The 24,776-nt window shown below is 47.1% G+C and carries 23 protein-coding genes; 14 read left to right on the forward strand and 9 right to left on the reverse strand.

What is annotated here, in order from left to right:
• Positions 1-149: 149 nt before the first annotated feature.
• The 6 genes from rpsO to rimP form a co-directional block, all read right to left on the reverse strand.
• Positions 150-419: a 30S ribosomal protein S15 gene (rpsO, locus tag R6242_RS19200; protein WP_293935503.1), complete on the reverse strand. Its 270-nt coding sequence runs from the start codon at positions 417-419 to the stop codon at positions 150-152.
• 115 nt (positions 420-534) lie between these two features.
• Entirely contained in the window at positions 535-1,452 is a 918-nt protein-coding gene (gene truB, locus R6242_RS19205) for a tRNA pseudouridine(55) synthase TruB (RefSeq protein WP_318429989.1), read from the reverse strand.
• A complete protein-coding gene (gene rbfA / locus R6242_RS19210) occupies positions 1,445-1,852 on the reverse strand; it encodes a 30S ribosome-binding factor RbfA (RefSeq protein ID WP_318429991.1) in 408 nt (135 codons plus the stop codon). The genes truB and rbfA overlap by 8 nt, the downstream gene beginning before the upstream one ends.
• 78 nt (positions 1,853-1,930) lie before the next feature.
• Positions 1,931-4,795, reverse strand: a complete 2,865-nt coding sequence (gene infB, locus R6242_RS19215; RefSeq protein WP_318429992.1) for a translation initiation factor IF-2 — start codon at positions 4,793-4,795, stop codon at positions 1,931-1,933.
• An 18-nt stretch (positions 4,796-4,813) separates the two neighbouring features.
• The gene (gene nusA, locus R6242_RS19220) at positions 4,814-6,286 is read right to left on the reverse strand and encodes a transcription termination factor NusA (RefSeq protein ID WP_293935494.1); all 1,473 of its coding nucleotides are present in this window, start codon (positions 6,284-6,286) and stop codon (positions 4,814-4,816) included.
• A 49-nt stretch (positions 6,287-6,335) separates the two neighbouring features.
• Positions 6,336-6,770, reverse strand: a complete 435-nt coding sequence (rimP, locus tag R6242_RS19225; RefSeq protein WP_130105133.1) for a ribosome maturation factor RimP — start codon at positions 6,768-6,770, stop codon at positions 6,336-6,338.
• A 266-nt stretch (positions 6,771-7,036) separates the two neighbouring features.
• Here rimP and R6242_RS19230 point away from each other — a divergent pair, with 266 nt between their 5' ends.
• The 4 genes from R6242_RS19230 (at position 7,037) to dapE (ending at position 11,519) form a co-directional block, all read left to right on the forward strand.
• Positions 7,037-8,698 carry an AMP-binding protein gene (locus R6242_RS19230; RefSeq protein ID WP_318429995.1) on the forward strand — a complete coding sequence of 554 codons (1,662 nt, stop codon included), beginning with the start codon at positions 7,037-7,039 and terminating at the stop codon, positions 8,696-8,698.
• 11 nt (positions 8,699-8,709) lie between these two features.
• A complete protein-coding gene (locus R6242_RS19235) occupies positions 8,710-9,849 on the forward strand; it encodes a PilT/PilU family type 4a pilus ATPase (protein WP_293935487.1) in 1,140 nt (379 codons plus the stop codon).
• Positions 9,850-9,932: 83 nt separating this feature from the next.
• Positions 9,933-10,280: an ArsC family reductase gene (locus R6242_RS19240; protein ID WP_293935485.1), complete on the forward strand. Its 348-nt coding sequence runs from the start codon at positions 9,933-9,935 to the stop codon at positions 10,278-10,280.
• Between the two features lie 108 nt (positions 10,281-10,388).
• Positions 10,389-11,519: a succinyl-diaminopimelate desuccinylase gene (gene dapE, locus R6242_RS19245; protein ID WP_293935546.1), complete on the forward strand. Its 1,131-nt coding sequence runs from the start codon at positions 10,389-10,391 to the stop codon at positions 11,517-11,519.
• A 238-nt stretch (positions 11,520-11,757) separates the two neighbouring features.
• Here dapE and R6242_RS19250 read toward each other — a convergent pair whose 3' ends face one another.
• Entirely contained in the window at positions 11,758-12,822 is a 1,065-nt protein-coding gene (locus R6242_RS19250; protein ID WP_318429999.1) for a DUF418 domain-containing protein, read from the reverse strand.
• A gap of 420 nt (positions 12,823-13,242) precedes the next feature.
• Positions 13,243-14,019, reverse strand: a complete 777-nt coding sequence (locus R6242_RS19255; RefSeq protein ID WP_318430001.1) for a MipA/OmpV family protein — start codon at positions 14,017-14,019, stop codon at positions 13,243-13,245.
• A 216-nt stretch (positions 14,020-14,235) separates the two neighbouring features.
• Here R6242_RS19255 and R6242_RS19260 point away from each other — a divergent pair, with 216 nt between their 5' ends.
• Positions 14,236-14,922 (forward strand): response regulator, encoded by a 687-nt coding sequence (locus R6242_RS19260; RefSeq protein ID WP_318430002.1) that lies wholly within the window; start codon positions 14,236-14,238, stop codon positions 14,920-14,922.
• 3 nt (positions 14,923-14,925) lie between these two features.
• A complete protein-coding gene (locus R6242_RS19265; protein WP_318430004.1) occupies positions 14,926-16,266 on the forward strand; it encodes an ATP-binding protein in 1,341 nt (446 codons plus the stop codon).
• Positions 16,267-16,272: 6 nt separating this feature from the next.
• Here R6242_RS19265 and R6242_RS19270 read toward each other — a convergent pair whose 3' ends face one another.
• On the reverse strand, positions 16,273-16,488 hold the full coding sequence (locus R6242_RS19270; RefSeq protein WP_293935471.1) for a bacterioferritin-associated ferredoxin: 216 nt from the start codon (positions 16,486-16,488) through the stop codon (positions 16,273-16,275).
• Between the two features lie 269 nt (positions 16,489-16,757).
• On the opposite strand from R6242_RS19270, the gene R6242_RS19275 reads away from it, so the two are divergent.
• The 8 genes from R6242_RS19275 (at position 16,758) to R6242_RS19310 (ending at position 24,490) form a co-directional block, all read left to right on the forward strand.
• The gene (locus tag R6242_RS19275; RefSeq protein WP_318430009.1) at positions 16,758-18,182 is read left to right on the forward strand and encodes a hypothetical protein; all 1,425 of its coding nucleotides are present in this window, start codon (positions 16,758-16,760) and stop codon (positions 18,180-18,182) included.
• A gap of 1,351 nt (positions 18,183-19,533) precedes the next feature.
• Entirely contained in the window at positions 19,534-19,938 is a 405-nt protein-coding gene (locus R6242_RS19280; RefSeq protein ID WP_318430011.1) for a BLUF domain-containing protein, read from the forward strand.
• Positions 19,939-20,411: 473 nt separating this feature from the next.
• A complete protein-coding gene (locus R6242_RS19285) occupies positions 20,412-20,828 on the forward strand; it encodes a hypothetical protein (protein ID WP_318430013.1) in 417 nt (138 codons plus the stop codon).
• 475 nt (positions 20,829-21,303) lie between these two features.
• Positions 21,304-22,056: a glucose 1-dehydrogenase gene (locus R6242_RS19290; RefSeq protein ID WP_318430015.1), complete on the forward strand. Its 753-nt coding sequence runs from the start codon at positions 21,304-21,306 to the stop codon at positions 22,054-22,056.
• Positions 22,057-22,195: 139 nt separating this feature from the next.
• Positions 22,196-22,714: a GNAT family N-acetyltransferase gene (locus tag R6242_RS19295; protein WP_318430017.1), complete on the forward strand. Its 519-nt coding sequence runs from the start codon at positions 22,196-22,198 to the stop codon at positions 22,712-22,714.
• A 314-nt stretch (positions 22,715-23,028) separates the two neighbouring features.
• On the forward strand, positions 23,029-23,532 hold the full coding sequence (locus tag R6242_RS19300) for a DinB family protein (RefSeq protein ID WP_318430020.1): 504 nt from the start codon (positions 23,029-23,031) through the stop codon (positions 23,530-23,532).
• A gap of 72 nt (positions 23,533-23,604) precedes the next feature.
• Positions 23,605-24,087, forward strand: coding sequence for a GNAT family N-acetyltransferase (locus R6242_RS19305; RefSeq protein WP_318430022.1), 483 nt, complete (start codon positions 23,605-23,607; stop codon positions 24,085-24,087).
• Positions 24,088-24,157: 70 nt separating this feature from the next.
• Positions 24,158-24,490: a cupin domain-containing protein gene (locus R6242_RS19310; RefSeq protein ID WP_318430024.1), complete on the forward strand. Its 333-nt coding sequence runs from the start codon at positions 24,158-24,160 to the stop codon at positions 24,488-24,490.
• Positions 24,491-24,776: the final 286 nt, after the last annotated feature.

The following is a 24,776-nucleotide window of genomic DNA, read 5'->3' on the forward strand; positions in this document are numbered from 1 at the left end:
CCGAAACCGCTATTTGACAGGTATGAAGGGACTTACTTAAAAAAGTGCCTCAGTTTCTTGCGTAATATTGACAAGCCACCATGACACTTCTTTAAACTGACTCAGCCAACAAAAAAGCCGCAGTCTTAGCGACTGCGACTTTTTTTGTATTACTTACGCAGACCGAGTTCAGCGATCAGGGCGCGGTAACCAGCAGAGTTAACACGCTTGAAGTAATCAAGCAGACGACGACGTGTGCTAACCATCTTGAGCAGACCACGACGTGAGTGGTGATCTTTCTTGTTGGCTTTGAAGTGAGGTGTTAAGTCATTGATACGTGCAGTCAACAGTGCAACTTGCACTTCAGGACTACCAGTATCGCCTTCAGCACGTTGGAATTTCTTAACGATGTCTGCTTTTTGAGTAACTGTTACTGACATTTTACTGCTCCATTGAGATAAGGTGCTTTACACATATAAAACACCGTCGAGCTAGGCCGAGCGTCTGTCCCTAAGGATTTCAACCCAATCAAGCTCCCTTTAATCTGCCTGACTTTTACAAGCCAGACAGAAGTCGTTTAGGCCGCAGCCATGCATGCGGATTCTCAGCCGCAGTGGCCACTTCGCCCAAACCGATGAACCGTGCATTATCCCTAGTTTCACCCTCGGCGTAAAGACGATACTCGCTAGGGATTAAACCAGCGCGCTCAACCGTTATGCCGTGGCGAATTTTCTCAAACTCTGCCGCATCAAAAAACAAAGCGGGCAAATCAAGCAATAAGCAATCTGCCGGCAATAAATAGCTGTCACGCTCTTCAACTGGCACATGATTGTAATCGTCTAAATTAATCGAGCTTTCTAGCAAAAAACCTGCAGTACGGGTACGGCGCAAACCAGTAAGGTAAGCACCACAACCTAATGCCTTACCGATATCTTCCGCCAAAACACGGATATAAGTGCCTTTTGAGCAGCTCACATCGATCACCACGACATCACCATCAATCGAAATAATATCAATATTATAGATGGTGATTTGACGGGATTGCCGCTCAATCACTACGCCTTCTCGGGCGTACTCATACAGCGCCTTGCCTTGAAACTTTAGCGCAGAATACATCGGCGGCGTTTGTGTCACGGGGCCAACAAAGGCGTTGATTGCCGCACGAATCAAGGCTTGATCGCTAGGCGCATCACCGCTTTTGGTAATTTCACCCTCACCATCCAGCGTAGTAGAGATCTCTCCTAGCTTAATGGTGGCACGGTAGCCTTTATCGGCTTCCAGCATGCGCTGAGCAAATTTAGTCGCCTCACCAAAACAAAGTGGTAGCAACCCGGTAGCAAACGGATCTAACACACCGGTATGCCCACCCTTTTCGGCCTGTAGTAACCAGCGCGCTTTTTGCAGGGCATTATTACTAGAGATACCAAATGGCTTATCCAGTAATAAAACGCCATCAACCTTACGTTTAGCCATTTAGTGGCTTGCCGGTAGGTTCATCATCGCCATCATCTTCAGGCGCTTTGGGCAAGCTTGTCGCCTGATCAATCAAGCGGGATAAGGTCATGCCATGCTCAACCGAATGGTCGTATTCAAAATGCAATTCTGGCATTTTATATAAGGAAATACCACGCGCCAGCTGGCTGCGCAAAAAACCCTTAGCGCGTTCAATCAAAGACGCAATATCTTTACCCTGCTCCTCTGTCCCGAGGAAAGTGTAAAAAACATTGGCATGCGAGTAATCACGCGTGACTTCAACGTCTGTAATCGTAATTAAAGATGCTTGGGGATGATCCAGCTCCGCACGAATCACGGTGGCTAAATCACGCTGGATTTGTTGTGCTACACGATCAGCACGCGTAAATTGTTTGGCCATTTTTAAACCTTTTGGTAAAGCGCAAAAGGGGAAGCGGGACAACGCCCTCTTCCCCCTATCGATTCACCGTTTAATTAATTACAGTGTACGAGCAATTTCAACGATTTCGAAGATTTCCAACTGATCGCCAAGCTGTAGATCATTGTAGTTCTTCAAGCTTAGACCACACTCAAAACCAGCCTTCACTTCTTTTGCATCGTCTTTATAGCGTTTCAGGCTATCAAGCGTACCTTGGTGCACAACCACATTATTACGTAGTAAGCGAACACCCGCATGACTGCGGATCAAGCCTTCCATGACCAAGCAACCCGCAATTGTACCCACCTTGGAAACAGTAAAGACCTGACGGATCTCAACCATACCAATGATTTGTTCACGCTTCTCTGGAGCCAACATACCTGACAGCGCCAACTTCACGTCATCCACTACATCGTAAATGATGTTGTAGTAACGGATGTCCACACCTTCGGATTCGGCCAGCTTACGTGCCGCTGCATCTGCGCGCGAATTGAAACCAACCACCACGGCTTTCGACGCCAGTGCCAAGTTGATATCGGATTCGCTGATACCACCCACGGCGCTGTGCAAGATTTGCACGCGTACTTCGTCAGTTGATAGTTTTTGCAAGCTTTGTGACAACGCTTCTGCAGAACCTTGAACGTCGGCTTTAATGATGATAGGCAGATTGCGAACTTCGCCTTCTGTCATTTGTGCCATCATATTTTCAAGCTTAGATGCTTGTTGACGAGCCAGTTTCACATCACGGAACTTACCTTGACGGAACAGTGCGATTTCACGCGCTTTTTTCTCATCCGTCAGCACCATGGCGTCTTCACCAGCAGCCGGCACATCAGACAGACCCAAGATTTCTACCGGAATAGAAGGGCCCGCCTCCAGGATCGACTTACCATGCTCGTCAATAATCGCACGAACGCGGCCTGATACTTGGCCAGCAAGAATTACATCACCCTTACGCAAGGTGCCTGATTGAATCAGCATAGAAGCAACCGGACCACGACCCTTGTCCAGACGCGCTTCGATGATAATCCCTTTCGCAGGAGCATCGGTCGCAGCAGTCAGCTCAAGCACTTCAGCCTGCAGCAAGATAGCTGTTAGCAGCTCATCGATACCCAAGCCTTTCTTGGCCGAGACATCCACGAACATGGCATCGCCACCCCAATCTTCAGGAACTACTTCATGTGTTACCAGTTCTTGACGGATACGCTCAGGATTTGCTTCTGGCTTATCGATCTTATTCACGGCAACTACAATTGGCACACCCGCAGCTTTTGCGTGAGCAATCGCCTCGATGGTTTGTGGCATCACGCCATCATCAGCAGCCACCACCAGCACCACGATATCGGTCAGCTTGGCACCACGGGCACGCATTGCGGTAAACGCTTCGTGACCTGGAGTATCAAGGAAGGTAACCATGCCTTTCTCGGTTTGTACGTGGTACGCACCGATATGCTGAGTAATACCACCGGCCTCACCCGACGCCACTTTCGCGGTACGGATGTAATCAAGCAAGGAGGTTTTACCGTGATCAACGTGACCCATTACGGTCACAACTGGCGCACGTGGTAAGAGCACATGTTCTATAACCGTGCCATCGCCCAAGTAAATTTCCGGGTCATCAAGCTTAGCGGCCATTGGCGTGTGGCCCATATCCTCGACGATAATCATCGCGGTTTCTTGGTCCAGCACTTGGTTAATAGTTACCATCATGCCCATCTTCATCAGGGCTTTAACTACTTCCACACCCTTCACTGCCATTTTATGCGCAAGATCGGTTACGGAAATCGTTTCTGGAACCATTACTTCATGCACCACTTTGTCAGTTGGCGCTTGGAAGCCGTGTGCATTATCTGGGTTAGCTGCAGCCTGACGGCCCTTACCACCCTTTTTGCTCTTCCAATCATTACCGGCATCGCCGCCACGGCTACGAATACCTTTCTTACCACGACCATCGCTCCAAGGCTCTTTCTTACCTGGGGCTGCCGCTGGCTTTTTATCGCCAGGTTTTGCCGCAGGAGATGCGCTGCTTGGCGTAGCGGCTGGTTTTGGTCGACTAACTGGTGCAGGCGCTGCCACTGGAGCCGGTGCTGGCACAGGTGCTGCCACCGGAGCCGGTGCAACTGGCTCAGGCGCTTTCATTGGCTCATTGCGTGGCTTACGCAATTCAACACGCATCCCTACTCGCGGACGATCTGGATGGCTAGCTTGCGATGCGCCAGGTGAAGGACGCGCTGCAACTGGCGGCACAACTGAAGCCGCAGGAGCAGCTGCAACTGCAACTACAACTGGCGCTACTGGCTTAGCAACTGGAGCCGCAGGTTTAGCGGCAACCGGAGCAGGTGCTGGCTGAGCAGGCTTAGCTGGCGCAACGACCGGAGCAGGCGTTGGCGCTGGCGCGGCAACTGGAGCAGTAGCAACGGGTGCGGCAGCAGTAGCCACCGCAGCAGGGGCTTCAGCAGCAGCTTTACCACCTTGCTTAGCACGCATTTCTGCCGCCTGACGTGCGAACAATTCATTCTGGCGACGCGCTTGCGCTTCGCGTGATAAACGCTCAGCGTCATCAATCACTTGGCCAGCAGCCGTTGGGGCCACAGCAGCTTCAGCCGCGCGCGGTACGGCAGCTTCTGCCACAGCACTGGCTTCTACCACACGCTTTTTACGCACTTCAACAGGGATTGATTTCGCTTTACCTGTTGCATCTGTCTTACGAATTTCATTGTTTTGTTTACGATGAATTGTGATTTTTTTATCACCATCGCCATCATGCTTTTTCTCAAGATAAGCACGTAAGCTCGCTTTATCTTCGGTTGTAATCACATCGATTTCACTCGATTTATTTACGCCAGCTGCGCGCAATTTTTCTAGCAGCTCTTGCGATGGCATTTTCAGCTCTACCGCGTATTGGTTGACATTAAGGTCACTCATGCATTTCTCTCCCGAGCGTTAGGCGAACAAGTGCTCGCGCGCCTTCATGATCAGTTGCTTGGCAGCTTCTTCATCAATTCCGGTCATTTCTATTAGTTCGTCGACGGCTAAGTCGGCGAGATCGTCTCGGGTATGCACCTCTTTATCAGCCAGAAGGGCTGCTAATTCTGGTGTCATTCCCTGAAGGTTTTTAAGGTCTTCTGCTTGATGCTCAAGCTTTTCTTCGCGGGCGATGGCTTGTGTTAACAAGGCATCCCGTGCGCGAGTACGCAGCTCGTTGACGGCGTCTTCATCGAAGGCCTCAATTTCTAGCATCTCAGCAATCGGCACATAAGCCACTTCTTCTAGCGTGGTGAAACCTTCTTCTACAAGAACGTCCGCCACTTCTTCGTCAACGCCCAGCACATCAATAAAGAGCTGACGCACATTGGCGAACTCTTCTTGGTGTTTTTGCTGAGCTTGGTCAACGGTCATGATATTGATTTTCCAGCCGGTTAATTCAGCGGCTAGTTTCACATTCTGGCCACCGCGACCAATCGCCATGGCTAGATTATCTTCATCCACCACTACATCCATGCTGTGCGTTTCTTCATCAAGCACGATGGAGTTCACTTCAGCAGGAGACAGGGCGTTAATCACGAATTGCGCAGGATCTTGCGACCACAACACAATATCAACACGCTCACCGGCCAATTCGTTGGTTACAGCGTTCACGCGAGTACCGCGCACACCAATACATGTGCCTTGTGGATCAACACGTGCGTCGTTCGACTTAACCGCCACCTTGGCACGTGCACCCGCATCACGGGCTACGGCTTTGATTTCGATCAGCTGATTTTCAATCTCAGGCACTTCCATTTCGAAGAGCTTGGTCATGAATTCATTTGAAATACGCGACAACACCAGCTGCGGGCCACGGCCCATGCGATCAACACGCAATAAGAACGCTTTAACGCGATCACCAACCCGTAAGTTTTCCTTAGGGATCATTTGATCACGCGGCAATACGGCTTCTAGCTTACCTAGCTCAAGAATGGCACTGCCACGCTCGATGCGCTTGATATTGCCAGAAACAATGAATTCGCTGCGTTGCAGGAAGTCATTCAAATTTTGCTCACGCTCTGCATCGCGGATTTTTTGCAAAATCACTTGCTTAGCGGTTTGCGCGCCGATGCGACCAAATTCAATCGCTTCAAGCTCAACCATCCAAGTCTCGCCCACCTTCAGCTCTGGATCGTAATCCGGCACATCAGTAATGGCGATCTGACGAGATGGCTCTTCATGATCATTGTCTTCAACCACAGTCCAGCAGCGAAAACTTCTGTAATCGCCGCTATCTCGGTCGATATCCACTTGGATATCCACATCTTCTTCGTAACGTTTTTTGGTCGCCGAAGCCAATGCCATTTCTAAGGCACTGAATACGACATCTTTTTCTACGTTTTTTTCACGCGCCAGCGCGTCGACCAGCAACAGAATTTCCCGGCTCATCTCACTACCCCTCCGGCAAACAACCCCAATATTCTAGGCTGATTAGTTCTTAAAACTGCGGCTCTAACCGCACCTTGTCAATTTGTGATTGCGGCAGGGATAGCTCTTGTCCATCGACTTCTACGCGCACCACATCATTTTCTAGCCCAATCAAAATACCGACGAGCTTTTTACGTTTATCCGGCAACGGTAAGCGCAATTTCACTTTCACCATCTGCCCAGCAAAGCGAGCAAAATCTGCTGCTTTCGCGATCGGACGGTCCAAGCCTGGGGATGAAACCTCTAAGCGCTCGTAATTCACGCCTTCAACAATAAAAAGTCGTTCAAGGTGATGACTTACGGTTACGCAGTCAGTCACATTAATACCGCCCTCTTTATCAATAAAGACGCGCACTAAGCCATTACGCGCCAGCTCCAGATCTACGAGTTCATACCCGAGCCCTGGCAGGGTAGTTTCCAGTACATCTTGTAAATTTGCTGCCATACATTCCTTCATCACTTATCTGGCTAATCCCGCCGCTGCATCCATCGCAAAAGCTGCACATCGAATACGGCACGCTATCGCCACAAACAAAAAATGGGCTGCAAAACTGCGCCCATTTCTTTACCACTTCTCCGGCCTTTTACCGAAGAAGGCGGGATTGTAACAGAAACAATCACTTGGCGAAACAGGGAACATAGATACTTGTTCAGCTGACAGCAACACAATAGAGTTCTATGATTACCTGTAATTAAACAGAGGACAGTTAGATGGAACAAGCATGGTGGGCAAGCTATCAACCTGGGGTTCCCCAGACCATTGATATGAATGAATTCGCAGCAATACCTGCAGTACTTGCTCGCTCAGTAGAGCGTTTTAGCGAGCGGCCCGCCTTTCTTAATATGGGCCAATCAATTACCTATAAAGAACTTGACCAACAATCCTCTGCCTTTGCCGCCTACTTGCAACACGAGCTAAAACTCCCCCGTGGCTCACGCGTTGCTGTGATGCTGCCTAATTTATTGCAATATCCCATCGCTATTTTCGGCATTTTGCGGGCAGGCATGGTGGTGGTTAACGTCAACCCACTCTATACGCCACGCGAGTTAAGCCACCAATTAAAAGACTCAGGCTCAGTGGCCATTGTGATCTTGGCTAACTTTGCCCACACGCTTGAAGAAGTCATTAAAGATACCGATGTAAAGCATGTTTTACTGACCGAAATTGGCGATAGGCTGAGTTTTCCTAAGCGCTTGATCGTGAATGCAGTGGTCAAACATATTAAAAAAATGGTTCCAGCGTTTAATCTACCTGGCCACACCCGCTTTAATGACGCCATTGAACGCGGCAACGCGCTCACAGCTACGCCCGTGGATCTTAACCACAGTGATATTGCATTTTTGCAATACACTGGCGGCACCACCGGCGTTTCTAAAGGTGCCATCCTTACCCACGGCAATATTGTTGCAAACATGCAACAAGCACACGCTTGGATTGCCCCAGTAGTGAATGAAGGCAGCGAAATGATTGTGACAGCGCTACCGCTGTATCACATTTTTTCACTGACTGCGAACTGCATGGTTTTCTCTAAAATTGGTGCAACCAACCTACTGATTACCAACCCGCGCGATATCCCAGGGTTTATCAAAGAAATTGGCAAATATCCTGTCACCTGCATCACCGGCGTTAACACTTTATTTAACGCCTTACTCAACAACCCCGATTTTGCCAAACTAGACTTTAGCAAATGGAAGCTGGCCCTAGGTGGTGGCATGGCGGTGCAACACGCCGTAGCGGAACGCTGGGTAAAATCAACGGGTGTCCGCTTAATTGAAGCCTATGGCCTAACCGAAACCTCGCCAGCCGCCATGATGAACCCTATGAACTTGCCAGAATTTAACGGCATGATTGGCCTACCCATCTCTTCTACCATTGGTGAAGTGCGCAATGACGAGGGCCAGCCCCTCCCTCCGGGTGAAGCGGGCGAGCTATTTATTCACGGCCCCCAAGTCATGGCTGGCTACTGGCAGCGGCCAGACGAAACGGCAAAAGTGTTAGGCAAAGATGGCTTTGTCAGCACCGGCGATGTTGCCATCATGTCGGCCACGGGATTTTTCCGCTTGGTTGATCGCAAAAAAGACATGATTTTGGTCTCAGGATTTAACGTCTATCCTAATGAGATTGAGGATGTAGTCGCCAGCCTAGCGGGCGTATTAGAAGTGGCCTGCATTGGCGTTAGCGATGATAAATCGGGCGAAGCCGTGAAAATCTTTGTGGTTAAAAAAGATCCTAAATTAACCCAAGAAGACATCATTGCCCACTGCCGTAAAAACCTCACCAATTATAAAATTCCGCGACAAGTGGAGTTTCGCGACAGCCTACCTAAGTCAAATGTAGGTAAAATACTGAGACGCGAATTGCGCCCTACTTAATCGAGTTTTTCATGAACCTTTTGCCGTTTTTTAAATTGATGGCGGAACGCAACGCCTCCGACTTGTTTCTTGCAGCTCAATCACCCATTGTGATTAAAATCGATGGCCTGTGTTATCCAGTCAATAATCAGGTCTTGGCTCCCGAGCACGTTAAGCAACTCACTTATCAATTAATGACGCCGGAGCGGATTGCAGAATTTGAAAACACCTTGGAAATGAATTTTGCCTACCCTGTGGCTGGGGTAGGCAGTTTTCGTATCAATATTTTTAAAGCACGTGGCTCCGTATCAATGGTGGCACGCTATATCCGCAGCAACATTCCCTCTTTTGATGAATTACGCGTCCCCCCCGTGCTTAAAGATCTGATCATGGAAAAGCACGGCATTATTCTGGTGGTTGGGGCTACCGGCTCGGGTAAATCATCAACCATGGCCGCCATGCTTAATCACCGCAATGAGAATCATGCGGGGCATATTTTGACCATGGAAGACCCTATCGAATTCTTACATAAACACAAAAAATCTTTAGTTAATCAACGTGAAATTGGTATCGATACCAAGAGCTATCACGAAGCCCTACGCAATGCGATGCGCGAAGCGCCCAATGTACTGATGATTGGTGAAATTCGTGACCGTGAAACCATGACGCATGCCATGCAATATGCGCAAGCGGGCCACCTGTGTATATCCACCCTACATGCCAATAATAGTTACCACTCCCTTTCACGCGTGGTTAACTTTTATCCGCAAGAATCGCGTGAAGCACTGCTCTATGATTTGTCCTCCTCACTGAAAGCCATTGTTTCCCAGCGCCTCGTTAAAAACAAAGAAGGCAAGCTGGTTGCCGCCGTGGAAGTGCTACTTAATACCCCACGCATTTCTGAGCTGATCCGTGCTGGTGAGCTTAGCGATATCAAGCAAGCGATGGAGCAAAGCCTTTCTGAAGGCTCACAAACCTTTGAGCAAGCGCTGTATAAACTTTATCGCAATGGCGAAATCGAGCTGGACGAAGCGCTCAAAAGCGCCGATTCCGCAACCAATCTATCGTGGCTGGTTAACAACGCGCAGCCCCTTGTTGAGCACGAAGCCAGCACAGTCAGCAAAGGGCCTAATGACGAGCCAGACATGGGATTTGATCTCTCTTTGCATTAAGTAAAGATTTATCTCCCTGCACAATCTGCATTACCAGCGGCAGCTCAACGCCGCTCCCTTCTCATTACATTAGAAAAATTTCAATGAAACTCTATGGCATCCCCAGTTGCGACACCGTTAAAAAAGCCAAAACATGGCTCAGCGAACAAGGCCACGATTTTGAATGGCATGACTATAAAAAAACCGGCATTAGCGCAGAAACACTAGAGCAATGGGTCAGCCAAGTTGGCTGGGAAACCCTTTTGAATCGCCAAGGCACCACTTGGCGTAAGCTAGACGATGCTACAAAAGCACAAATTGACAATAAAGACGCCGCAATCGCCTTAATGATAATGCAAACCTCAATCATCAAGCGCCCAGTGCTCGACAACAATGGTACGATTACGGTCGGCTTCAAACCTGACGTCTACGCGGCGCTTTTTCCAAGCTAATTACAGCGCAGCCAGCCATGCGGGCACACTGCAGCAGCCCAGCATAGGTAGGATTACGGCAGGCTTCACCCCAAAGTCCTTCACTTTTTCGAGACTGACGACACCGCAATGAACGACTCAACACTTGCACTTACCCAACAATTACTCCGCCAAGCCTCGGTTACGCCTAACGATGCCAATTGCCAAAATATGCTTGCAGCCCGCTTAGCCGCAATTGGTTTTAAGATTGAGCATATGCGTTTTGAAGATGTCGACAATCTATGGGCGCGCTTTGGCGATAGCGGCCCCGTGCTAGTGTTTGCTGGCCATACCGATGTAGTGCCAACCGGCCCACTAGATCGCTGGCATTCCGACCCTTTTGACCCCACGATTCGGGATGGCCACTTATTTGGACGAGGCGCGGCCGATATGAAGGCCTCTTTAGCGGCGTTTGTCGTTGCGTGTGAGCAGTTTCTAGCGAAGCACCCCAAGCCTAAAGGCTCGATTGCTTTTTTGATTACATCCGATGAAGAAGGCCCTGCGCATCACGGCACGGTTAAAGTGATTGAAGCGCTAAAAGCGCGTGGCGAAGCCATTGACTACTGCATTGTTGGCGAGCCAACCTCGAGCGAGACCTTTGGTGACACCATCAAAAATGGCCGTCGTGGTTCACTTTCTGGGCATTTAATTGTGCACGGCGTACAAGGCCATATTGCCTATCCGCACCTTGCCAAAAATCCAATTCACCTACTGGCCCCAGCATTGGCTGAGCTTGCGAGCACCGTTTGGGACCATGGCAATGAATACTTCCCGCCAACCACTTGGCAAGTCTCCAATTTAAACAGCGGCACCGGTGCGACCAACATCATTCCAGGCACTGTAGATGCTTTGTTTAATTTTCGCTTCAGCACCGCCAGCACCGCAGAATCGTTAAAAGCTACCGTACATGAAATTTTGGACCGGCATCAGCTTGAATATGAAATCGACTGGGCGCTATCGGGTGAGCCATTTTTAACCGATCACGGCCAACTGATTGACGCCATGCGCTCGGCAGTCACCGAGGTGTGTGGACATGCCCCAGCGCTGAATACCGTGGGCGGCACCTCAGACGGGCGTTTTATCGCCAAGTATTGCCCTGAAGTGGTCGAATTTGGCCCTATCAATAAAACCATTCATAAACTCAATGAATGCGTAGCCATTGAAGACTTACCCAAGCTCGCTGCTATTTATGAAAAAGCCTTAGAAAAACTGATCGCTTAGATGGGCTGGCTGTAAGCCAAAAAAAAGCTTGGTCGCCGTGAATGACTTCTCGGACACCAAGCTTTTTTATTGCTAGCAATAAACATAAGGGCACTCATCAGCTTACTCACAAAACAACTTTTTGAATTGTTTTAGCTGGAGTGGTGTAGCGCCTGCTGCAATCGACTGAGAGATGTTTTTTTGCACCGTCCCCCTGAAGTAGTCAATTGGCCCTGCGCGCTGCACTTTTTACCCACGCCTAACTCAAACGCCGCAATACGCTTTCCAAAGGCCCTAAGCGATAAAACTTGCGCCAATAGTTTGCAAACACCACCGCAAAGGCACAAAACAGCAGTGCACTCATAACGGAAAAAGCTAAAGATTGTTTTTCCAGCATACCTAAAGACTCTAATAAGCCCATGCCTAAAATGACATGTGCCAGATAGAAAGTCAGCCCTAATTGGCCGGTATATACAAAAGGCATTAACCATGCTTTTTTCCCATGCTTTTCCCCCAAGGCCACGCAAAGTGTGATGATTACCACGGCACTTCCTGCCGCACCAATAAAATACACAGGCAAAGGCGGCATAGGCTGGGTGCTAAAAAAAACCTCATACGCTAAAGGCATCCCCATTAAACGGGCATAGGGTAAAAATAAAACAATCAACTCAGCCAGTACAGCAGCAAACAAACCCAATAAAAACAAACGCTCTCGAATAGCAACTTGACCTAAGTTTTGCCGCCCAATAACCATACCTAATAATAAAAAACCCAACCAAGGTAAAATCGGATGAAAACCATTAAAAATTAAATTACGAGCAAAGCCTTTAATCGTCCATAAATCAGCGTAGGCTAACGTCTGCCAATTCCAAGCAGTGCTATAATTAAGCATAGCAAATAAAATAGTAGAAATAATCAGCAATAGTAAAATAAAAACCATAATATAACGGCTTGCCAGCATCAAGCATAAAGCCCCTATTAAGATATAAACACCGTAATAGTGAAGAATATCAGCAGGCCAGATTTCTATATACAAAAGCCCCAGTACAAATAAAAATCCAGCCCGCTTAAATAACGACTTTCGCTCTATAGCCAATAGCTGTAAATCACCAGCCAATCTTGATTGCCGAGTTAGCAAAGATAAACCCACCCCAGCTAATATCACAAACAATGCAGAAGCACGGCCATCAATGATATTAACCACCTTTAGCCAAGCCATGTTTTCACTGGCATTGGCGTGCATCACAATTTTGAAATTAACAATCACCATACCAAAAATGGCCAGCGCACGAGCCAGATCGAAACCCAGGACACGTTGTTTCATATCGCCTCCATGCATTAAGCAATCCATTCAAGCAAAATATCACCGCATAGTGAATGCAAGCCATGCGTATCAACTTACCTGATTATGTCTCTTGCTCAATTTCAATTATAAATATCGTAGGGCGGGTGCAACCCGCGTGTTTATTCAGCATGGCTCGCGGGTTTCACCCGCCCTACACATTCAAAAACCAAGCCCAACACTCAAGAACCCCATCTGCACGGAGTCCATTGAGCAAGAGACATAATCAGGTCAACTTAAGCAATATGCCATTCGTAGGGCGGGTGAAACTCGCGTGTTTATTCGGCATTGCTCGCGGGTTTCACCCGCCCTACAAACTCCAAAACCAAGCACTCAAGAAATCCATCTACACAGAGCCCATTGAGCAAGAGACATAATCAGACAAGGCATTGCCTATAGCCACTAGAATGAATAGCCCACAACCATTGTGGCAGTAGGGCTCGTTTTTGATTCTGTTAAGGGGCTGTTTTCGGCACTTTTAAATAAACGCTTTACCCCGACTGATGAAGAAATGCTCCAGTTTTGATCCAGCTGATGATTCCATGTCACAGTTAAGCTGCCTGAATCAAACCCTGATTTAGGAGTGTAAGCTCGGTAGCCCGTTGCCTGACTTTGTGCCGCTGTTACGCCGTAATAAGTCTGAGCATATTTAGCGTCTGCATAATGCATATAAGCACTAACAGAAATCTGATCGCTATCTGTGGAATAAACTGGGGCTGAAAGTGTGAAGTTATAGGCATTGCCATTTTCACGATGATTTAGTTTTAACTCTGCGCCCCCAGATAAATGCGCCACGCCCCATAAAGAAACACCTGCTTCTAAGTTTAATAGGGCAGAGTTTTTTATATCCCCCATACCTTTAAATTTACTTTTTGTATCTGAGAAATTAGACACATCATCACTGCGGCTGCCCCCATAAGCCAAAGCAATACTGCCATCAAAAATACCCACCTCTTTCTGATAACCAATACCGCGCATACCTGCAAAAAAACCATTTGCTGCCTGATAATCAGCATAAAACACTGGTGAGAATTTATTTTTCTTAGCACCTACAAATTCCGGCCCATACCCGACGCCAACTGCAAGAGTGATTTTGGCTTCGTCCTTTGCCACCTCTGCTGCATAGCAAGGCAGAACCATAAATAAAGTAATAAACGACAGACTAACTGTATGGCGCATGATGCTTACTCGTTTTATTAAAGTAAGCCATCTTAAGTAGTAGCCTTAAAAATATCTCACCATAACTGTCTGCAATTTGTCTTTAAATTGTAGGTATTAATAAGCAAATGCCAATATGTATGAAAAGTGTATTGCTTTGCAAGAAAGTGTCTTTCCCCATGCCATAGTGCACCGGCACTTGTACAATGTCGATTGCATATCAAACAAAGGACAATAATGTTTAGGCTAATGCTGGTAGAAGACGATACAAAACTGGCGGCTCTGATTCAAGAGTACTTGAGTAGCTATGAATTTAACGTAGAAATTATCGGCCGTGGCGATACGGCGGTTGCTCATTACAAAGCAACGGAACCTGACATTATTATTCTTGATCTCATGCTACCAGGCTTAGATGGTATGGTCGTATGTAGACAGATTCGTGAAATAAGCAGCGTGCCTATTTTAATATTAACCGCACGTGAAGATATGTTTGATGAAGTTTCTGGCCTTGAGCAAGGCGCCGATGATTATGTCAACAAACCCATTCAGCCACGTATTTTACTGGCTCGCTTACGGGCATTACTCAGAAGAGGCATGGGAAAACCCAGCGCACAAAATGCCCTCCTAACTTTTGGCGAACTAGAAATATCCAAAACAAACCGCAGCGTACACTGGAAAAACGAAGCATCATCCTTAAGTAACTCAGAGTTTAAATTACTGCTATTACTGGCTGAATCTGCTGGCCGCGTTTTATCACGCGATGATATTTTAAAATCAATGCGCGGCATTGAATTTGATGGCATGGATAGAAGTATAGATAACAGCATCTCGCGCTTACGTCGCAAATTTAATGATTATGATTCTGAAAAAATAAAAACAGTATGGGGCGAAGGCTATTTATTTAGCCCTTCGGCTTGGGAGTAAGCCATGTGGCGTCTTTATTTGCGTATTTTTATATTAATTTCAGTAGTCACAATCTCATTAACGCAAGTGCTTAGCTATATGACCAACCAGTTTTATGCAGAGCAGCTTGAACAATTTGCAGTGAGAGATGCCGACGCACAAATTTTTTTGGTTGAACAATATTTAGATAATACCCACGGACAACTCTGGTTAGATCGCTTTAAAAATTTGCAAAAAAAAGCCAATGAAAGCTACAATCTGATCACGCTTGATCGTACAATAGCCATGATTGCTCCCCGCAATCGACAAAGGCTATTAGATAGAAAGGTCGTTGTTGATGTTAAAAGTAATGCTTATTTCCGCCGAGTAGATACCAATAATTCAACATTCCCAGGCAGTGCCAATCAGGTCATTTATGTAACAAACAAAGAAGATCATGACCCATTGATTACTAAAATAAAAAGATTTCAATATACGATTATCTTTTTTTTACTACTCATTCCCTGCGGAATTTGGTCTTATCTGCATTGGCGAGAATTGCAATCGCTGTCTAAAACAGCCAATGATTTTGGCTCTGGCCTATTATCTAGCCGCGCCAAGGTCAGAAAAAGCGCCAGCGTCTATCCACTCGCCCAATGCATGAATTTAATGGCAGAAAGAATTCAGCGTTTAATCGATTCGCAACGTGAATTACTGCATTCCGTTTCTCATGAATTACGCACGCCAATTGCACGGCTAGAATTTGGCCTAGCTCTTCTTAAAAACGATGCTAAAAATCAGCAGCTAGAGCCGCGTTTTATTTCAATGGAAAATGATTTACATGAATTAAATGATTTAGTCAGCGAGCTACTTAGCCTAGCTAAAATAGAACAGCAACAAGCACTCCCCATGCAGACCATCAATATGGCCGAAACCTTGCATCTGGTTTTAAACTCACTCGATCATGTATTACAAAGCAAAAAAATAAGCCATAGCCTGCATTCGCAAACTAGCATGATCATGGGAGACCCTAAATTACTAGGGCGAGCCTTAAGTAATCTTTTGCGCAATGCCGCCAAATACGCCAATCAGCAGATTAAAGTTTCCACATTTAGTAATCCAAGCGGCGGCATTGATATCACCATTGAAGACGATGGGCCAGGCATCCCAGAAAATGAGCGCGAACGGATATTTGAGCCCTTTTACCGCCTCGATAGAAGCCGTGACAGGGCAAGCGGAGGCTTTGGCTTAGGGCTGGCCATTGCCAGAAAAGCAATTACTTTGCATCAGGGGATAATACGGGCAGATCAATCAGAGCTGGGAGGGGCACGCTTTACAATTAGCCTTGCCTGTGCCGGCCAAGCACGCTTCAGAGAAGATAAATGATGGCAATCAGGCGGCGGTTAGCTGTGGCATCCAGCTGATAGTTTGCACGAGCGGCTGAGCACTCAGGGCATCAGCCAAAACCTGTTTTGCACAGCTGGTGCACTGCCCACAGCAGGTAGACACGGCTGTTTTTGCCTGTAATTCAGCAAATGTGCGCACGCCACCTGCCACAGCTTTGTGTATGGCTTTGTCAGTAACACTATTGCAAATGCAGACGTACATGGTAGCTTCTCAGATTGATAACTGTTCTCATTATAGCTAAAAATAAGCACTTGCCTAGTGATAAATAACACCCATTCTCAAAATAAATATCTGAATAATCCAACTCGCAGTTTGCCTTATATCTGCCTAAGATTTGTGAAAGTAAGTCTCGCAGAAACGGCGTATTTCCTTTCTTACAAATTATGGTAATAATGCCATTACTTGGCGGCCAGTGTAAAATGGCACCCGCGTTATGATGACGTTCTAATTAATATGCCTTACACCCTTTCATGATGCCACTTACCACTCCCAGCCCCGATACAGGGCTGATGACCGCCCTTAGCTTACAAGAACAAATCTGGCAATTAAATCACGAAAACCATCCAGAGCGGCTAAATGCGGCGGCGCTGCTCTGCTACGAACGCAGCATGGCCTTATTGCCACAACTTGAGCAATCCAGCACCGCAAATGCCGAAGCACAGACGCATACACGCCTAGCAGCCCAACAAGCACAAAGCCTACTGCGCAGCCTGCACCAAACGTTTATCAGAATAACCTTATTGCGCAGCAATGAAACCGGCTTGTTTATCAGTAGCCGCCCCCGCCTTGAGGCTTTTGGTATGGCGCTTGAAAGCGGCTGGCAGCTAGCTTGCCTGCATGCGCGCACGCTCACCCCCTTACCGCCCGGGTTTTGGCTGAGCTGCCATCAACTTTTCACCGAAATACATACACTGGGCTGGGCCAAGCGCAGCCTTAAAAATGGCAGCAGTTTGGGGGCGCTCTACCGGCAAATTTTGCTATTAGGCATCAGTGCCAGCAACCGGCTAGAGCCACAAAAAATGGCCCTGCTATTCAAAATAGTGCGGGAAGAAGCACGCTTTTCAGACCTTGTGCAACTGGATCAAGCTTTAAATGAGCAAGGCGCGTTTATTTATCAGACCGACAGCGATGAAGCACCGCGCTTTGCGCACGAACTACCCGAACCAGAGCAAATCTGGTGGATGATAGAAACGCAGGGCACATTAAAACAGCTCAGTAGCAGGCTGCAGCTATTACTGGCACAAAGCGAAGACCGACATTTTGAAATTCAGCTGATCGGGCGCTTATTACAAGAATGGGCCGCCCCACCACGTCGGCAACACTTTCGCCTACGCCGCCACGGTGGCGAACAAATCCAACTGATCAGTTTATGGTCTCGCTGCTGGGATATTGCCGCAGGGCACATTGATGAAGCCGCACCTGAACCTGCTAAGCTCAATATTTGCAATATCAGCGCGTCAGGCTTACTACTGCAAGGCGAATCGCTCAGCCAGCCCCTGCAAGCTGGCGAAATCCTCATGCTGCGGCGCGGCGGGCAACACTGGCAGCTTGGACTAGTACGCTGGTTAAGCTTACGTGGCGATGGATTATCCAGCGAATGCGGCATCGAGCTAATCGGCCGCTCGCCAGAAGCCGTGCATATCGCGCCAATTACCAGCCTAGGCGCAGACACCCTCACCCCAGCCCTAAGCCTCGCCCCCGACATCCGCCGAGGCCACAGCGGCATGCTGATTTTGGCCGGCAAACAATACCAAGCCATGCGCATGTTCACCGTGCACGATTCACGCGGCATCTGCAAAGTAAGGGCGACTCGACTAGTGATGCAAACGGCTTACTACCAGTTTATTGAAACGCGGCTGGAGGAAGTGATACCTAATGCCCAACAGGAGGAGTGATGCACTGCTTTTAGCTGCTGCACCAGCGTGTTTTCAAACTAATAAAATGAATTATTTTCGCAGACTGCATTAAAAAAATTACGAGAGTGGTCAACAATACAAAAGTCCATGCGTGGAAATTTATCGAATAACTGAACCCTACTCTACTTAATTACAAAGCAATGAGTCAGATATAAGCTGACTTCAACAGCACGAACATGGTGGAAACCCCCGCTCAATCGGGTGTAGTATCTCGGCATAAAACACTTTAGGCTACCCCCAGCAAGGGTTTCACAAGGGGCTCAGCGTTTTTAATGCACCCAAGGTGGTGGTTTTTCTGCCGTTTTAGGGTGTCTACATATTGTTAGGCCCTTCACGCAGCCCTCAGGGCTTATCCCGTTCTGTTATGGTGCAAGTATCAACGTTTTTCCTTCACCTATGGCTCGTCAAATGGGCAGAGGGAAGTCTGCGTATAAGATGGAAATGGGAAAGCAAACAACGCGAGAATGCGCGGTGCGTATCTTTGAAAATGGGGCAGATGTCACTCCCTCTCCAGTGGCACTTCAGAAACAATACTTCAATGACTGGCTTGCGTCACTCAAAGGGTAGCGGTTGCGCTCGAGGGCTAACCAATCATTCCACCGGACCTGCGCGAAAAGCCGCGCAGGCCGTTGAATTCAAACATTAGGCACAGCTACCAATTTTTTTATTTTTTAGTTGGCGCGTTGTAGTGGCAGTTTGTATTGTGGTGTGCTGATATTTTTATTTTGTTTTGCAGCTTCCTTTTTACGCGGCTGATTAATACGCTTTTAATTCGTTTGCTCCGTTTTCGTGGCTTTCTTATTTAGTTTTGTGGTTTTCCATCAAAAAAAAGGCATTATTTTTTGCACAGCGGTAATACGCCTAACATGGCATTCAAGCAGACTGGCCGGAACGTGCGGCTTCTTTATCCAATTGCAGCGTAGGCCAGCTGCTTAATTTTGACGTTAGGCCGCAAAGGCACCCATGCACGTTACTCTAGAGTCCCCAAATCAACCCGCGGTCATTCAACTCATTGCCGACCTGGACGCTTATCAAGACACGCTGTATCCACCCGAAAGCCGTCACTCGTTAGATCTCACGTCGCTGTGTCAGCCAAACGTCTTGTTTGCAGTAGCACGAGACACCGAAGACCGAGCCATAGGTTGCGGCGCAATCGTTTTAGGTAAGGCCTACGGGGAACTCAAGCGTAGGAAACCTATGGGGTCAGGTCTTACATTTGACACGAGCAATCAATTTAACTTGCTTTTCAAGCCACTGTAAATTTTATCTGATGAAAAATGTAAGACCTGACCCAGTGACTTACGCTGCCCTGTCCACCTAGGTGACCACCATGATTCGACTGCTCTATGTTAGCCAAGCCGCTTCCGGAATAACTGAGGAACAAGTGAAGGACATCCTAAAGTCTGCGCAACAAAAAAACCCAGCCACCGGTCTCACTGGTGTCTTGGTCCACGGTGGAGGTCTATTCATGCAAGTCTTGGAGGGGCCAGAACAGGTCGTGCTCCGGCTGTATGTGAAGATCCTGGATGATCGCAGGCATAGCGATTGCCAGATTCTCCATATCTCACCCGCAAACGATCGGATATTTGAGAAATGGTCGATGGGAATCATCGAGAGCGATCCCATGCAATTTCAGCACATCGCCGAGTTGCGGGCACGCCGTCTGGAAGCCGTTCTAGCGAAGACGTTCACAGATACCATGCGCGAGTTTGCACGGACGCTGCTGCTGCAATAACTGGGGTCAGAGTGAAAACCTATAGGGTCAGGCCTTACACTTGACATGAAGCAATCAATTAAACGTGAGCTTAACCCTTTTTAATTTATTCAGCCTTGCACCCCATGCGTGAGGGGCTTAAATCTATCCAATACAATCAAACACTTAGAATTAATTCCCATTGAAGGGCATCACCACAAATCGCGACAGATAATCACCCTGCCCCGCAAAAACCCCGCAGAAGAAATAATTAAACAAAGCAGTTAAGACATATATTTGTCATATCAAATTCATGCCACCACCTTACGCTGAACGCTAAGTAATCAATCAACAACCTGACTAAAAGCAAGGAAAAGGTGGAAATCCCCGCTCAACCGGGTGTAGTATATTTGCATAAAATATTTCGTGCCGCGCCCAGCAAAACATTTCAAGGAACGTAGCGTTTTTATACACCTAAGATGGTGATTTTTCTGCCGTTTTAGGGGGTCTACATCTTGTTAGGTATCCCTTTAGCGGAGTATCTCGTCTTAATTATCAACCTTGAAAAAAGCAAAACTGAGAAAATTATGCAAAACAAAATAAGTGGCGTAATCATTTTTATTATTGGTATTACTGGTTCAATAATGCTGAAAATTTATGGCATTATTTCAGAGCCATCATTTTTAACATTTACGGTGCTTACTGTCTTAATAGCTTTATTTATTGCTTACTCAAATAAGGTTCAATCAATAAGTCTTCTTAAAGGCGAATTAATCCTGAAGGATATAAAGGAGACTGAGGCTTCAATCAAGGAACTAGCCAAAGCAATTCTGGAAGTAACAGAGACATTTCAACATGGAATAATGCTGGAAAGTTTTGACTGTGAACCGCAAGAAAAGGCGGTAGAAAAACTGCGAAAATTAACTATCTAACAAGTCGTTGCAGCACCGCTCCGGCACTTCGTGCCTGCGCTGGACAGTTTTTAAGTCGCAGTTTTATGGTTTTGCTGCGCAAAAGTGTTCCATAAAACCACAACTTAAAAACTGCCGCTGAACTCGGCGTTAGGCACAGCTACCCATTGTTTTATTTTTTAGTTGGCGCGTTGTAGTGGCAGTTTGTATTGTGGTGTGTTGATATTTTTATTTTGTTTTGCAGCTTCCTTTTTACGCGGCTGATTAATACGCTTTTAATTCGTTTGCTCCGTTTTCGTAGCTTCATTATTTATTTTTGTGGTTTGCGACGAAAAACGGGGCATTGTTTTTGGTGCAGCGGCAATACGCCTAAAACCTCTAGGGTCAGGTCTTACATTTGACATGAATCAATCAATTTAAACTGCTTTGCAAACCACTGTAAACTTTATCTTATGTAAAATGTAAGACCTGACCCCGTTACTTTCAGGGAAAATAAATGAACCCCAAAAAGGTTGCAATAATTACAGGTTCAAGCAGAGGTATTGGTGCTGAAGCTGCAAAGTTATTCGCTGAAAATGGTTATGCGGTTTGCATCAACTATATTTCGAATGACGCTGCTGCGGAAAATGTGAAAAATGAAATTCTGCAAAAGGGCGGTCGTTGCATTTCTGTAAAAGCAGACGTGTCTATTTCTAGTGAAGTTGCTAGGTTATTCGAAACAGTAGATTCAAAGTTTGGAGCAGTTTCAGTTTTAGTAAATAATGCAGCCATTTTAAAAAATCAATGCTCATTAGTTGAAATCTCAGAGGAGCGTTTTGCTGAGGTGCTTCGAGTAAATATCATGAGTTGCTTTCTTTGTAGTAAAGAAGCAATTAAACGCATGTCAACCAAAAACGGTGGCGTTGGCGGTGTAATTGTTAATGTATCTTCAGGTGCGTCTAAAAGTGGCTCTCCAAATGAGTATATTGATTACGCTGCGTCAAAAGGTGCAGTTGACACACTAACGAGAGGTTTGGCTTTAGAAGTTGCAGCAGAAGGAATTAGAGTGAATGGCGTACGTCCCGGTCTTATCTACACAGAAATGCATACATCAGGTGGTGAACCTAATCGCGTTGACCGTTTAAAATCCAAAATTCCTTTACAAAGAGGTGGCAAACCTCAAGAAGTAGCAGAGGCAATATTTTGGCTTGCCTCTGAAAAATCTTCATTCGTCACTGGCAGCTTCATAGAAGCTGCAGGAGGTTTGTAGTGCGGCGTGCTTATTTATTTTTTGTGCAGCGGTAATACGCCTAACATGGCATTCAAGCAGACGGGCCGGAACGTGCGGCTGTTTTATTCAATTGCAGCGTAGGCCAGCTGCTTAATTTTGACGTTAGGCGTCTCAAAACATGCACCAGCTATCAATCGAGCCCGCAAAACCAGAAGACAAGACCCTCTTGTTTCGCCTTCTTCAGCTGTACTTTTTCGACTCGACCCAGTGGAGCGAAGAGGACTTACAAGAAGATGGTTTATACGAATGCGAAGAAGAAGGACTTCTGAGCTACTTCGGTTCTGACGAAAGAAGTAGAGCGTACATACTAAGAGTCGACGGTAAGCCCGCAGGCTTGGCGCTTATCGACAGCGTACAGTTTGAAGGCAAGCAGATATCCGAGTTTGCAGACCTTTTCGTCTTGCCAAAATACCGGCGGCTCGGCCTAGCGTCTGCTGCTACGACTCAGATCGTCATCAACAGCAAGAACCCGTGGCTCTTTGCTATTTTTCGTAAGGATCAAGAAGCCAAGCGCTACTGGCAAGCTTCCTTCAAACGACTGCCGTTTCGCAGCGTGCGTGCCGCAGATGATCCAGCGGAAGATCAGTTTCACCTATTTGTGGTCAATGAGCAGTCCGTCCCATCCGACGTCTACTAACCCTTTAATCAAGCAGACTCACTCCAGCGGCGGTTTGTGTTGCGGTGTGCTGGTATTTTTATCCTGCTTTGCAGTTTTCTGTTTGCGCTATTTATTAATACGCTTTTAATTCGTTTGCTCCGTTTCCATGGCTTCATTATTTAGTTTTGTGGTTTGCCACCAAGAACGGGGCATTATTTCTTGCGCAGCGGTAATACGCCTAACATGGCATTCAAGCAGACTGGCCGGAATGTGCGGCTTTTTTATCCAATTGCAGCGTAGGCCAGCTGCTTAATTTTGACGTTAGGCATGCCAATCACTACAGAGGTACTTCAATGTCAAAAAAAATCCTCAACTCACTCTTTGCCCAGAAGTCTTGGGCCAATGGAGAGCTCTTCAATGTGATGGCAGCAATTCCGGCGTCCGAGCACGCAGCCCCAGTGCATACGGCAATCCGCACTCTCAATCACATATACGTAGTAGACCGCATCTTCCGTGCTCACCTTCTTGGTGAGAAGCATGAATACTCGGCGACAAACACAAAGGAAACGCCTGAGCTAGACTCGCTAAACTTCGCTGTCGCAGAAACAGATCACTGGTTTGAAGAGTATGTGACCAACATCACCGACGAGTCGCTTGCAGAAAGCATCTCTTTTCAATTCACGGACGGCGATGCTGGGCGAATGACAAGAGAAGAAATGCTGGTTCATGTCATTACTCACGGAGCCTACCATCGTGGCAATGTCGGCCAAGTATTGAAGGATATCGAGATAGCTCCTCCGCGCGATCTGTACACAAAGTTCTTGCATGTTAGCCAGCCTACTCGCCGGCATGACTAAGCCTTCAATCGAGAGGACGTACCCCGGCAAGCTGGGTCACGCCTTTCATCTCAAACGTTAGGCATCTGCATTATGCTCACAATCACGCCTGAAGATCACGGTTCCTTTGATTCCGTTGAACTGATGAAGGAACTTTCAATGACGCTTACTGAAATCACAGGCGATAGTGGTCAATCATCGTTCGACCCAGACGATGTCCGCACTCCAAATGCATTCTTTGTCATCGCCCGAAATCTTCAGGGTCAAGCCGTTGGTTGTGGCGCATTTCGACCGCTACAAAACGGAGTGGCCGAAGTCAAGCGCATGTACTCACGCCCGGGAACATCGGGCGTTGGCTCAGCGATTCTCGCGTTCCTCGAAGCCGAGGCCAAGACTCGCGATTATCAGGCGCTATGGCTGGAAACGAGGGTTGTTAATCATTGTGCGGTATCGTTCTACGAGCGGCGCGAGTACAAAAAAATACCGAACTTCGGCAAGTACATCGGAAATACAAAAGCCGTGTGCTTTGAAAAATGGCTAACCCGGCGTTCAAGCGGAGCTGCTCAGCCCGCTTAACTCTACGTTAGGTCTCAGACAGAACTCGCAGCCCGAACATCTGCCTCTCATCAAATACAGGAGAAACTGAGTGGACTACAAATCGATCAGCTTTCAGCATAAGTTCGGCCTCTTCAGCGAGCAATGGCAACCGAGGGTCATTGCCGAAATGAATGACTACCAATTCAAGGTCGTCAAATTGCAAGGAGACTTCGTCTGGCACGACCACAAAGACACTGACGAAACGTTCATCGTTATTGAAGGAAATTTACGTATCGATTTCCGCGATGGGGCAGTCAACGTGTTAACGGGAGAGATGTTTGTCGTTCCAAAGAATAACTGGGGTCCAAAGAATAACTGGGGTCAGAGTAAAGTTAAATCTGCTTACATCAGCTCTGAGGGTATGGAGCACCGCAGGGTTTAAGCTTACCCAGCAATTACGCCGAAATCCCATTGCCCTACCCGCCCAAACCCACTAAGCGATCATCAAAAAATCACCAAAAACCTATAGGGTCAGGTCTTACATTTGACATGAATTAATCAATTCAAGCAGCTTTGCAAACCACTGTAAATTTTATCTTATGTAAAATGTAAGGTAGAGTAGAGAGCAGGTTTTCACCTACCCTCCCTCATCAAACCGTGCATGCGATTTTCCCGCACACGGCTTTCCGATGTTCTTCACATCAAGCATGCGCTAATTTCCAACCTGC

The organism is Iodobacter sp. CM08 (assembly GCF_033446605.1).
In the GTDB taxonomy this organism is placed as follows: Bacteria; Pseudomonadota; Gammaproteobacteria; order Burkholderiales; family Chitinibacteraceae; genus Iodobacter.